This is a genomic window from Mycobacterium paraintracellulare, from assembly GCF_000276825.1.
Classification (GTDB): Bacteria; Actinomycetota; Actinomycetes; order Mycobacteriales; family Mycobacteriaceae; genus Mycobacterium; species Mycobacterium intracellulare.
Genome location: NC_016948.1, coordinates 2,436,754 through 2,450,526 on the forward strand (window position 1 = coordinate 2,436,754; position 13,773 = coordinate 2,450,526).

At 70.2% G+C, this 13,773-nt stretch carries 3 protein-coding genes; 2 read left to right on the top strand and 1 reads right to left on the bottom strand.

What is annotated here, in order from left to right; all coding sequences use genetic code 11:
- Positions 1-2 precede the first annotated feature (2 nt).
- Positions 3-338, bottom strand: a complete 336-nt coding sequence (locus tag OCQ_RS11290; RefSeq protein WP_007770897.1) for an RNA polymerase-binding protein RbpA — start codon at positions 336-338, stop codon at positions 3-5.
- Between the two features lie 172 nt (positions 339-510).
- On the opposite strand from OCQ_RS11290, the gene OCQ_RS26885 reads away from it, so the two are divergent.
- The gene (locus OCQ_RS26885; RefSeq protein WP_026071594.1) at positions 511-861 is read left to right on the top strand and encodes a hypothetical protein; all 351 of its coding nucleotides are present in this window, start codon (positions 511-513) and stop codon (positions 859-861) included.
- A gap of 361 nt (positions 862-1,222) precedes the next feature.
- The gene (locus tag OCQ_RS11300) at positions 1,223-13,765 is read left to right on the top strand and encodes a type I polyketide synthase (RefSeq protein ID WP_041785585.1); all 12,543 of its coding nucleotides are present in this window, start codon (positions 1,223-1,225) and stop codon (positions 13,763-13,765) included.
- The last annotated feature ends 8 nt before the right edge of the window (positions 13,766-13,773 follow it).

Below are 13,773 nucleotides of genomic sequence, written 5' to 3' on the forward strand. Positions count from 1 at the left end.
GGTCAGCCCCGTCGACGGGTCTTGATGATCTCGAGGCGCTCCTTGAGCAGCTCTTCGAGTTCTTCGACCGAGCGGCGCTCCAGCAGCATGTCCCAGTGCGTGCGCGGCGGCTTCACCTTCTTGGGCTCGGGCAGGTCGCCCTCGATCAGGGTGCCTTCCAGCCCGTTGCGGCACAGCCAGGTGCCGGGGATTTCGGCGTCGTCGGCGAAGGGGACCTCGAACTCCTCGCCGTTCTCGGTGCGGTACTTCGCGAGCTGGCGCGGCGCCAGGTCATGGTTGCGGTCGGTCTCGTAGCTCACGGCTCCGAGGCGACTGCCTCTCAGTACGCGATCAGCCATGGGTGCTACTCCTTTAAGTCGTTTCGGAGCCCTGCGGCCCCCTGTGGTGCAATTCTCTCTCGATTAGCAACGCTGTGGCGATCTGCGCAGTTCCCGGCGTACAGCCGGCGTACGCGACGCGACCTTCAATGATACCGGGATCGCAGGAGATCCCCGACTAAAGTCGGCAGGCGTGAGTCGCCGTACCCACCCGCAGCCCTGCCGCTGGTGCGGTCGAGACGTCGCCGACGTGGGGATGGGCCGCCGCCGCCAGTACTGCCGGCAGTCGTGCCGGCAGCGGGCCTACGAGCAACGTGCCTCGTTGAACCGGCACGGCGCTGCGGCGGTGCCCGACGACGCGGTGGTGCTGTCGGCCGACGACGCGGCCGACCTCTCCGACCGCGTCTACCAGGTGCGGTGCGCCGCAGAGGATGTCGCCACCGCCCTCGAGGAAGGCGCCGAGGCCACCGAACTGCGCCAGTTATGCGACGCGCTGATCCACGCGGCCCGCGCCGCCGACGGCTGGCGCCGAGCGGGTGTCTGACACTGCGCCTGACCACCGACTATGGCTAGACGGGTACAGTCTCGCCATGGACCACGGGCCACGTCTGCAGCGGGCCGTGGTCCATCGAGTTCACCGGGCTGGGCGCGGCGCACCTCGCCTGAGCGGGCGCCGCACCTGTCCAAGCCGGTCCTCCTGTAGCAATCGGGAGCAGCGGACGTTTTGAAATCCAGTCGGAGTTGGCCATACTCACCAGCAACATTCTTGGGTCGGAAAGCTGCACGACGCTGGTCGAACGAAACACGGCGTCGCCTCGTGCAGCGAATCCCGTGAATCGGCGACAACCGCAGCCGGCGGGACAAGACGGCCAGACATTAGGTGAGGGTTAGGGCGAGGTTTAGTGATGGTGGACCAACTCCAGCATGCGACCGAGGCGCTGCGGAAAGCGCTGGTCCAGGTTGAACGCCTGAAGCGCACCAATCGCGCGCTACTGGAGCGGTCAAGCGAGCCGATCGCGATCGTCGGCATGTCCTGCCGCTTTCCCGGCGGCGTCGACAGCCCCGAGTCGCTGTGGCAAATGGTGGCCGACGGCCGCGACGTGATCTCGGAGTTTCCCGCCGACCGAGGATGGGACCTCGGGGCGCTGTACGACCCCGATCCCGACGCCCGCCACAAGTGCTATGTGAACGCCGGCGGTTTCGTCGACGGTGTCGCGGATTTCGATCCGGCCTTCTTCGGCATCGCGCCCAGTGAAGCCCTGGCGATGGATCCCCAGCACCGGATGTTGCTGGAGCTGTCCTGGGAAGCGTTGGAGCGGGCCGGGATTGACCCCAGCGGCCTGCGTGGCAGCGCCACCGGGGTGTTCGCGGGGCTCATCGTGCAGGGCTACGGCATGCTCGCCGAGGAGATCGAGGGCTACCGGTTGACCGGCATGACCTCGAGTGTGGCCTCGGGGCGGGTGTCGTATGTGCTGGGGCTGGAGGGTCCGGCGGTGTCGGTGGACACGGCGTGCTCGTCGTCGTTGGTGGCGTTGCACATGGCGGTGCAGTCGCTGCGTTCGGGGGAGTGCGATCTGGCGCTGGCCGGCGGCGCGACCGTCAACGCCACGCCGACGGTCTTTGTCGAATTCAGCCGGCACCGGGGACTGGCACCCGACGGGCGATGCAAGGCGTACGCCGGCGCGGCCGACGGCGTCGGCTGGTCGGAGGGCGGGGCGATCCTGGTCGTCGAGCGGCTGTCGGATGCGCAGCGGTTGGGTCATCCGGTGTTGGCGGTGGTGCGGGGTTCGGCGGTCAATCAGGATGGTGCCTCCAATGGGTTGACCGCGCCCAATGGTCCCTCGCAGCAGCGGGTGGTGCGTGCGGCGTTGGCCAATGCGGGGTTGTCGGCGGCCGAGGTGGATGTGGTCGAGGGGCATGGCACCGGGACGACGTTGGGTGATCCGATCGAGGCGCAGGCGTTGTTGGCGACTTATGGGCAGGATCGGGGTACTAGCGGGCCGTTGTGGTTGGGGTCGATCAAGTCGAACATGGGTCACACGCAGGCCGCCGCGGGTGTGGCGGGTGTGATCAAGATGGTGCAGGCCATGCGCCATGAAACGCTGCCCGCGACACTGCATGTCGATGAGCCCAGCCCGCATGTGGATTGGTCGGCGGGTGCGGTGTCGTTGCTGACCGAGGCCCAGCCCTGGGGTGCGGATCGTCCGCGGCGGGCGGGGGTGTCGTCGTTTGGCATCAGCGGCACCAACGCCCACGTGATCATCGAGGCCGCACCCGCCGAAACCGTTGAGGTCACCGAGCGCCCCACGGTGCCCACGGTGCCCGCGGTGCCGTGGGCGTTGTCGGCGAAATCGGCCAGGGCGCTGGCGGCCCAGGCGGCGCGGCTGGCCGAATACCTGCGTGCCCACGACGAATTGGACGTCGCGGACGTGGGATGGACGCTGGCCGGTCGCGCGACGTTCGAGCATCGGGCCGTCATCGTCGCCGACGACCGGGACCGGTTGCTGGCCGGGCTGGACGAGCTGGCCAACGATGACCCGACCGGGACCGTCCTGCGGGGCATCGCGACGCCGGCGGGCAAGACCGTGTTCGTCTTCCCCGGACAGGGCTCCCAATGGCTGGGCATGGGCATCGAACTGCTCGATACCGCACCGGTATTCGCACAACAGATCCAGGCGTGCGAAGAGGCGTTCTCCGAATTCGTCGACTGGTCGCTGATCGACGTGCTGCGCGGCGCACCCGGCGCACCGGGAATGGATCGCGTCGACGTGGTGCAGCCGGTGCTCTTCGCGGTGATGGTGTCGCTGGCCGAGCTGTGGAAATCGGTCGGGGTTAGCCCGGACGCGGTGATCGGCCACTCGCAAGGCGAAATCGCCGCGGCCTACGTCGCCGGAGCCTTGTCGTTGCGAGACGCCGCCCGGGTGGTCACGCTGCGCAGCAAGCTGCTGCGCTCGCTGGCCGGCCCCGGGGGCATGCTGTCGATCGCCTGCAGCACCGAGCGGGCCCGGGAGTTGTTGGCGCCCTATGGTAGTCGGGTCAGCATCGCCGCCGTCAACGGCCGGTCGGCGGTCGTGGTGTCGGGCGACGTGGCCGCGCTCGACGAACTCGTCGGGTTCTGCGCCGACCTCGAACTGCGGACCCGGCGCATCGACGTGGACTACGCCTCGCACTCGGTGGAGGTCGAGGCGATCCGCGACGACCTCGCCCAGGCGCTGTCCGGCATCGAGCCGCGTTCCTCGCGCATCGCCTTCTTTTCCACCGTGACCGGAAACCGCCTGGACACAGCGGGTTTGGACGCCGACTACTGGTATCGCAACATCCGGCAGACCGTGCAGTTCGACCAGGCCGTGCGGAGCGCGAGCGAGCACGGATACCGGACGTTCATCGAATCCAGCCCGCACCCGGCCCTGGTCGCGGGCATCGAGGACACCGCCAACCACCATGCCGGCCGCGACGCCGAGGCCTCCGAAGCCAAGGTCATTCCGACCCTGGGCCGCGACGACGGCGGGCTCGACCGATTCCTGACGTCCGCTGCCACCGCGTTCGTCGCGGGAGTGAGCGTGGGTTGGCGTGGTGTGCTGGACGGGGCCGGCTTCGTCGAGCTGCCCACGTATGCCTTTGACCGCCGGCGGTTTTGGCTGTCCGGCGAAGGAGCCGCGGCCGACGCCACCGGCCTGGGCCTGGGAGCCAGCGAGCACCCGCTGCTGAGCGCAGTGGTCGAACTGCCGTCCTCGGGCGGGGTCGTGCTGACGGGCCGCCTGTCGCCCAGCCTGCAGGGCTGGCTGACCGACCACGCCGTGTCCGGTGCGGTCGTGTTCCCCGGGGCCGGCTTTGTGGAATTGGCGATCCGCGCCGGCGACGAAGTCGGGTGTTCGACGGTCGACGAACTGACCCTGCAGGCGCCATTGATGTTGCCCGCCAAGGGCTCCGGAGCGGGATCGGTGGCCGTGCAGGTCGTGGTGGGTCCGGCCGCGGAAACCGGTCAGCGCGTCGTGTCGATCTTCTCGCGGCCGGACACCGGTTCGGGCTGGGTATGCCACGCCGAGGGAACACTGAGCACCGGCTCGGTCGAGCCGGGCGCGGACCTGTCGGCCTGGCCGCCGGCGGGCGCCGTCGCGGTCGACCCGGCCGACGGTTACGAGCAATTGGCCACCCGCGGTTACGGTTACGGCCCGGCGTTCCAGGGCCTGACCGCGGCCTGGGTGCGCGGCGACGAGATCTTCGCCGAGGTGCGGCTGCCCGACGCCGCCGGGAGCGTCAATGGGTTCGGCGTTCACCCGGCGCTGCTGGACGCGGCCATGCACGCGCTGGTCATCGGGCACCAAATGGCCGACCACACCGACGAAGTGGTGTTGCCGTTCTCCTGGCAGGGCGTATCGCTGCACGCCGCGGGCGCGTCGGCGGTGCGCGCACGGATCGCGCCGGCCGCGGCCAGTGCGGTGTCGATCGAACTGGCCGACGGCCTCGGATTGCCGGTGCTGTCGGTGCGCGCGATGGTGGCGCGCTCGGTGAGCGAGCGGCAGCTGCGCGCGGCGGTGTCGGCCTCGGGTCCCGACCGGCTCTTCGAGGTGGAGTGGTCGCCGGCGACCGCCGGCGCGGGCGAGACGCCCCCGCACGAAGTCTTCGAATCCCTTGCGGCCGAGGAAGACCCGGTCACGGGATCGTATCGTCGCACGCATGAGGCCCTGGCCGCCGTGCGGTCGTGGCTGTCCGAGCACGACTCCGGGGTGCTGGTCGTCGCGACGCGCGGCGCGATGGGACTGGCGGGGGAGGACGTCCCCGACCTGGCCGGCGCGGCGGTGTGGGGGCTGGTCCGGTCGGCGCAGACCGAGCATCCCGGCCGGATCGTGCTGGTGGATTCCGATGTCGCGCTGGACGATAGCGCGATAGCGACCGCTCTCGCCGTCGGCGAGCCGCAGGTGCTGCTGCGCGACGGCAAGGCCCACACCGCACGGGTGCGGGGCAGCCGTGCGGTCGACGGCATCATGACACCCCCGGAAAGCGGCCCCTGGCGGCTGGGCATCAGCAGCGCGGGCACCTTCGAAAACCTGCAACTCGAGCCGGTTCCCAACGCCGACGCTCCGCTGGAGCCGGGTCAGGTTCGGGTGGCCCTGCGCGCGATCGCCACCAACTTCCGCGACGTCATGATCACCCTGGGCATGTTCACCCACGAGGCGCTGCTCGGCGGCGAAGGCGCCGGAGTCGTGGTCGAGGTCGGACCGGGAGTCACCGAATTCGAGGTCGGCGATTCGGTGTACGGCTTCTTCCCCGACGGCAGCGGCACCCTGGTGCCCGGCGACGTCCGTCTGCTGCAGCGCAAGCCGGCCGACTGGTCCTACGCCGAAGCCGCCGGCATCTCAGCGGTTTTCACCACCGCCTACATGGCGTTCATCCACCTGGCCGAGGTCCAGCCCGGGCAGCGAGTGTTGGTGCACGCCGCCGCGGGTGGGGTCGGGATGGCCGCCGTCCAGCTCGCCCGGCACCTCGGCCTGGAGGTGTTCGCCACCGCGAGCCGCGGCAAATGGGACACGTTGCGGGCCATGGGCTTCGACGACGACCACATCTCGGACTCCCGCAGCCTCGAGTTCGAGGACAAGTTCCGCTCGGTCACCGGCGGGGCCGGCATGGACGTGGTGCTGGACTCGCTGGCCGGCGAATTCGTCGACGCCTCCCTGCGCCTGGTCGCCCCCGGCGGCATGTTCCTGGAAATGGGCAAGACCGACATCCGCGACCCGGGCGCAGTGGCCCAGGAATACCCGGGCGTCCGCTACCGCGCCTTCGACCTGTTCGAGCCCGGACGTCCCCGCATGCATCAGTGGATGATCGAGCTCGCCGGCCTGTTCGACGCCGGGGTCCTGAAACCGTTGCCGGTGACCACCTTTGACGTGCGGCGCGGTCGCGCGGCCTTGCGGTATCTGAGCCAGGCCCGCCACATCGGCAAGGTCGTCATGACTGTGCCTACCGGACCGGGTGCCGGCCTGGCCTCGGGCACCGTGCTGATCACCGGCGGGACCGGCATGGCGGGATCGACGCTGGCGCGTCACCTGGTGGCGCACCACGGCGTCGAGGACCTGGCGCTGCTGAGCCGGCGCGGACCGGACGCGCCGGGAGCCGCCGAGCTGATCGCCGAGCTGGAAGCGGCCGGCGCCCGGGCGCGAGTGATCGCCTGCGACGCGGCCGACCGGACGGCGCTGGCCGCGGTGATCACCGAACTCTCGGCGACTCGGCCCCTGTCCGGCGTGATCCACGCGGCCGGCGTGCTCGACGACGCGATGCTCACCTCGCTGACACCCGAGCGGATCGACGCGGTGCTGCGGGCCAAGATCGACGCGGCCTGGAATTTGCACGAACTGACCCGCGACCTGAATCTGTCGGCGTTCGTGATGTTTTCCTCGATGGCCGGGCTGGTGGGCTCGTCGGGCCAGGGCAACTACGGCGCCGCGAACTCGTTCCTCGACGCGCTGGCGGCGCATCGGCGCGCGCACCGGCTGCCGGCGATCTCGCTGGGCTGGGGCCTGTGGGACCAGGCCAGCGCCATGACCGGCGGGCTCGACGCCGCCGACCTCGCCCGGCTGGGCCGCGACGGGATCCTGGCGCTGTCCTCGGACGAGGCCATGGAACTGTTCGACACGGCATTGATCGTCGACGAACCCTTCCTGGCGCCCGCCCGCATCGATCTCGGCGCGCTGCGCGCCCACGCGGTCGCGGTGCCGCCGATGTTCACCGACCTGGTCAACGCGCCCACGCGGCGCCGGGTCGACGACTCGCTCGCGGCCGCGAAGTCCAAATCGGCTCTGGCGCATCGCCTCGACGGCCTGTCCGAGGCCGAGCAGCACGCCGTGCTGCTGGACCTCGTGCGCTCCCACATCGCCACCGTGCTGGGCAACACCTCCGCCGAGGCGATCGACCCGGACAAGGCGTTCCAGGAGTTGGGCTTCGACTCGCTGACCGCGGTCGAAATGCGCAACCGGCTCAAAACCGCGACGGGACTGGCGCTTTCGCCCACGCTGATATTCGACTACCCGACACCCAACGGCCTGGCCGGCTACATCCGCACCGAACTCGCCGGGGCCCCGCAGGAGATCAAGCACGCCCCGGTCGCGCGCGCCACCGAGGACGATCCGATCGTGATCGTCGGCATGGCGTGCCGCTATCCCGGCGGGGTGAATTCCCCCGAGGATCTGTGGCAGATGCTCACCGAGCGCCGCGACGTCCTCTCCGATTTCCCGACCGATCGCGGTTGGGATCTGGCCGGCGTGTACAACCCGGATCCCGACGTCCCGGGCACCTGCTACACCCGGACCGGCGGTTTCGTCGACGGTGTCGCGGATTTCGATCCGGCCTTCTTCGGCATCGCGCCGAGTGAGGCCCTGGCGATGGATCCGCAGCAACGCATGTTCCTCGAGCTGTCCTGGGAAGCCTTGGAGCGGGCGGGAATTGAACCCGGCGCGCTGCGTGGCAGCGCCACCGGCATGTTCGCCGGCGTGTACACGCAGGGCTACGGCATCGACGCCGCGCCCACCGCGGAGGGCTTCCGGCTGACCGGTCAGTCCTCGAGTGTGGCCTCGGGGCGGGTGTCGTATGTGCTGGGGCTGGAGGGTCCGGCGGTGTCGGTGGACACGGCGTGCTCGTCGTCGTTGGTGGCGTTGCACATGGCGGTGCAGTCGCTGCGTTCGGGGGAGTGCGATCTGGCGCTGGCCGGCGGCGTCACGGTCAACGCGACGCCCGACATCTTCGTCGAGTTCAGCCGCATGCGCGGGTTGTCCGTCGACGGCCGGTGCAAGGCGTACGCCGGCGCGGCCGACGGCACCGGATTCTCCGAGGGCGGCGGCATGCTCGTGGTGGAGCGGCTGTCGGATGCGCAGCGGTTGGGTCATCCGGTGTTGGCGGTGGTGCGGGGCTCGGCGATCAATCAGGACGGTGCCTCCAATGGGCTGACTGCGCCCAACGGTCCCTCGCAGCAGCGGGTGGTGCGTGCGGCGCTGGCCAACGCGGGCCTGGCCGCGTCGGAGGTCGACGTCGTGGAAGGGCACGGCACTGGGACCACGCTGGGTGATCCGATCGAGGCGCAGGCGTTGTTGGCCACGTACGGGCAGGATCGGGGTACTAGCGGGCCGTTGTGGTTGGGGTCGATCAAGTCGAACATGGGTCACACGCAGGCCGCCGCGGGTGTGGCGGGTGTGATCAAGATGGTGCAGGCCATGCGCCATGAAACGCTGCCCGCGACACTGCATGTCGATGAGCCCAGCCCGCATGTCGACTGGTCGGCGGGTGCGGTGTCGTTGCTCACCGAGGCCCAGCCGTGGGGTGCGGATCGTCCGCGGCGGGCCGGGGTGTCGTCGTTCGGCATCAGCGGCACCAACGCCCACGTGATCATCGAGGCCGCCCCCGCCGAAACCGTTCAGGTCACCGAGCGCCCCGAGGTGCCGGTCCTCCCGTGGGTGGTGTCGGCGAAATCGCCGTCGGCGTTGAGGTCTCAGGCTGCCCGGCTGGCGACCCATCTGCGCGCCCACCCGGATCTGGACGCCGTCGATGTGGGCTGGACGCTGGCGGGCCGGTCGACCTTCGAACAGCGGGCCGTCATCGTCGCCGACGACCGTGACCGCCTGCTGGCCGGGCTGGACGAGCTGGCCGCAGACGAACTGGCCCAATCAATCATTCGCGGGACGGCGGCGCCCGGCGGCAAGACCGTGTTCGTCTTCCCCGGTCAGGGCTCCCAACTACTCGGCATGGGTAGGGGATTGCACGACGCGTACCCGATGTTCGCCGAGGCCTTCGACGCCGTCCTGGCCGAACTGGACCAGCACCTGCTGCGCCCCCTGCGCGACGTCATCTGGGGCAGCGACGAAAGCCTGCTGAACACCACCGAATTCGCGCAGCCGGCGCTGTTCGCGGTGGAAGTCGCGCTGTTCCGGCTGCTCGAATCCTGGGGCATACACCCCGACTTCGTGATGGGCCATTCGATCGGCGAGCTGTCCGCCGCCCACGCCGCCGGCGTCCTGTCGCTGAAGAACGCCGCCGTCCTCGTCGCCGCCCGCGGCCGATTCATGCAGGCGCTGCCTTCGGGCGGGGCGATGGTCGCCGTGCAGGCCACCGAAGACGAGGTGCGGCCGCTGCTCGTGCCCTCCGAACAAGACAGCGTGGGCATCGCTGCCGTCAACGGGCCTGCCTCCGTGGTGATTTCGGGAACGCAAGGCGCGGTGACCGCGATCGCGGACCAGCTCCGCGCCGAGGGCCGCCGCGTCCATCAACTCGCCGTCTCGCACGCGTTCCACTCCCCGTTGATGGACGCCATGATCGACGAATTCGGCACCGTGGCGGCGGGACTGACCATCGGCAAGCCGACCATCCCGATCGTGTCCAACGTGACCGGCGGGCTGGCCACCGATGACTTCGGAACCGCGGCGTACTGGAAGCGGCACGTCCGCGAGGCGGTGCGATTCGCCGACAGCGTCCGATTCGTCCATGCGGCTGGCGGCAACCGATTCCTCGAAGTCGGCCCGAGCAGCGGTCTGACGGCGTCGATCGAGGAAACGCTGGCCGACAACCCGGTGACGACGATGTCCGCGCTCCGCAAGGACCGGCCGGAGCCGACGGCCCTGGTCAACGCCGTCGCGCACGGGTTCGTCGCCGGCATGGCGGTGGACTGGCGCGGCGCCATCGGCACGGCGAATCTCGTCGAACTGCCCACGTATGCCTTTGATCGGCGGCGCTTTTGGCTCTCGCGCGACGATGCCCCCGCCGATGCCGCGGGTCTGGGCCTGGCCCCCGGCGAACACGCCCTGCTGGGCGCGGTGGTCGAACTGCCGGCGTCGGGTGGGGTGGTGTTGACCGGTCGGTTGTCGCCGGGTACGCAAGGCTGGCTGGCCGATCATGCCGTCGGCGGTGTCGTGCTGTTCCCGGGTGCGGGATTCGTCGAGTTGGCCATCCGCGCCGGCGACGAGGTGGGCTGCGGAATCCTCGACGAGTTGAATCTGGCCGCGCCGCTGGTGCTCCCGGCCGGTGGCTCGGTCGCGGTTCAGGTCGTGGTCGGTGGCCCGGACGACTCGGGTGCGCGCGCGGTGTCGGTGTTCTCACGCGCCGAAGCGGGCTCGGGCTGGTCGTTGCACGCCGAAGGCGTGCTGCGCGCGGGGTCGGTGGAGCCGGGCGCGGACCTGTCCGCGTGGCCGCCCGTGGGTGCGGTCCCGGTGGAGGTCGGCGACGGGTACGAGCAACTGGCCGAGCGTGGTTACGGGTACGGGCCCGCGTTCCGTGGCCTGACCTCGATGTGGCGCCGTGGCGACGAAATCTTCGCCGAAGTGACCCTGCCGTCCGACGCCGGGGTGTCGGTGAGCGGGTTCGGGGTCCACCCGGTGCTGCTGGACGCGGCGCTGCACGCGGTCATCTTGTCGTCCGAGAGCGACGAGCTCGCCCCGGGTTCGATACTGGTGCCGTTCTCCTGGCAGCAGGTGTCGTTGCACGCCGCGGGGGCGGCGGCGGTGCGCGCCCGGATCATGCCCGTGGGCGCCTCGGCGGTATCGATCGAACTGGCCGATGGGCTCGGACTGCCGGTGCTCTCGGTGGCATCGATGGTGGCCCGTCCGGTGACCGATCAGCAGCTCCTGGCCGCGGTGTCTAACTCGGGACCGGACCGGCTCTTCGAGCTGATTTGGTCCGCTCAGCCGACATCGACGGTGCAGCCGGTGTCGGTAAGCGCTTGGGGTGCACCGGAATCCGCGGAATCCGACAACGGCGAGGCCGGACTATCCGTGGTGCTGTTCGAATCGGAGCCGGTGTCGGGCGACGTGATCACCGAGGTGTACGCGGCGACGCGAGCGGTGCTGCCGGTGCTGCAGTCCTGGTTGTCCCGCGACGTCACGGGGACGCTGGTGGTGGCGACCCGGGGCGCGATGACGTTGCCCGGGGAGGACGTCACCGATTTGGCCGGCGCGGCGGTGTGGGGCCTGGTGCGGTCGGCGCAGACCGAACACCCCGGCCGCATCGTGCTCGTCGACACGGACGCGCCGCTGGATCCCGACGCGATCGCCGCCGTGTTGGCGGTCGGCGAGCCGCAGGCGTTGCGGCGCAACGGGATGGTCTACACCGCGCGGGTGCTCGGCAGCCGCGCGGTCGGCGGCCTGCTGACGCCGCCCGAGCAGGGCCCGTGGCGGTTGGGCATGAGCAGCTACGGCACGATCGAGAATCTGCGGATAGAGCGGATTCCCGACGCCGACGCGCCGCTGGGACCCGGGCAGGTGCGGGTGGCGCTGTCGGCCATCGCCGCCAACTTCCGTGACGTCATGATCGCGTTGGGCCTGTATCCCGACCCGGACGCGATCATGGGCATCGAGGCAGCCGGCGTGATCACCGAAACCGCCTCGCAGGACGGGCGTTTCGAGGTCGGCGACCGCGTCATGGGGCTGTTCCCTGACGGCACCGGAACGATCGCCAAAACCGACGAGCGCCTGCTTGTCAAGGTGCCGGCGGGATGGTCACACACCGCCGCGGCGACTGCTTCGGTGGTGTTCGCCACGGCGCGCTACGCCCTGGTGGATCTGGCCGCCGCGAAGCCCGGTCAGCGGGTGCTGGTGCACGCCGCCGCCGGCGGGGTAGGAATGGCCGCGGTCCAGCTGGCCCGCCAGATCGGGCTGGAAGTGTTCGCGACGGCAAGCCGTGGCAAGTGGGACACGCTGCGGGCCATGGGGTTCGACGACGACCACATCGGAGATTCGCGCAGCCTTGAGTTCGAGGACAAGTTCCGCGCGGTCACCGGCAGGACCGGCACGGCCGGGATGGATATCGTGCTCGACTCGCTGTCCGGCGAATTCGTGGACGCCTCCCTGCGGCTGGTCGCGCCGGGCGGGGTGTTCCTGGAGATGGGCAAGACCGACATCCGCGACCCCGAGGTCGTCGCGCGCGACCACTCCGGGGTGCGTTACCGCGCCTTCGATCTCTTCGAAGCCGGACCGGACCGCATCGCCCAGATGCTCGACGAGCTGGCCGCCATGTTCGCCGAAGACGTGTTGAGGCCGCTGCCGGTGACCCGATTCGACGTGCGCCGTGCGCCCGCCGCGCTGCGCTATCTGAGCCAGGCCCGCCACGTCGGCAAGGTCGTCATGACCATGCCGGACGCGTGGACGGCGGGCACCGTGTTGATCACCGGCGCCACCGGGATGGCCGGTTCGGCGGTCGCGCGGCACGTCGTGACCCGCCACGGCGCGCGGAACGTGGTGTTGGTCAGCCGGCGCGGTCTTGATGCGCCGGGGGCGGCGGAGCTCGTGGCCGAGCTGAGGGCGGCCGGCGCGCACGCGGAGGCGGTGGCCTGCGATGCCGCCGACCGCGAGGCCTTGGCCAAGGTGATCGCCGACATCCCGATGCAACGCCCGCTGACGGGGGTGATCCATGCCGCCGGCGTCTTGGACGACGCGGTGGTGACGTCGCTGAATCCCGAGCGGATGGCCGCGGTGCTGCGTTCCAAGGTCGATGCGGCATGGAACTTGCACGAGTTGACCCGCGACCTGGATGTGTCGGCCTTCGTGATGTTTTCGTCGATCGCCGGCCTGGCGGGCGCCTCGGGACAGGCCAACTACGCCGCCGGCAACTCGTTCCTGGACGGGTTGGCCGCGCATCGACGCGCCCACGGCCTGCCGGCGATCTCGTTGGGCTGGGGGCTGTGGGATCAGGCCAGCGCCATGACCGGCGGGCTGGGCGCCGCCGACCTCGCCCGGTTCGGCCGGGACGGGATCGTCGCGATGTCCTCGGAGCAGGCGCTGGAGCTGATGGACACCGCGCTCATCGTCGACGAGCCGTTCATGCTGCCCGCCCACATCGACCTCGCGGCGCTGCGGGTCAAGTTCGACTCGGGCACGCTGCCGCCCATGTTCGTCGATCTGATCAACGCGCCGACGCGACGCCAGGTCGACGACTCGCTGGCCGCCGCCAAGTCGAAATCCGCTCTGCTGCAACGCCTCGAGGGGCTCCCCGAGGACGAGCAGCAGGCGATACTGCTGGACTTGGTGCGTTCGCACATCGCCACCGTGCTCGGCAGCTCCAGCCCGGAGGCGATCCACCCGGACCGGGCGTTCCAGGAGCTTGGCTTCGACTCCCTGACCGCAGTCGAGATGCGCAACCGGCTCAAAGCCGCGACCGGGCTGGCGCTTTCACCCACGCTCATCTTCGACTATCCGAACTCCGCGGCGCTGGCGGGCTACATGCACCGAGAACTCGTGGGGGCGTCGGAACAAACCCCGGGGGGCGCGGCGCCGGGCGAAGCCGAGATCCAGCGCGTCGTCGGGTCGATTCCGGTCAAGCGGCTCCGACAGGCCGGCGTGTTGGAACTGCTACTGGCGCTGGCCGACGAATCCAACGGCAACGCGCAGTCCGCGGCGCCGGCGACCACCGAAAAGGACATCGCCGACATGGACCTCGATGACCTGGTCAACGCGGCGCTGCTGGACGACGACGACTAGCCACCTAT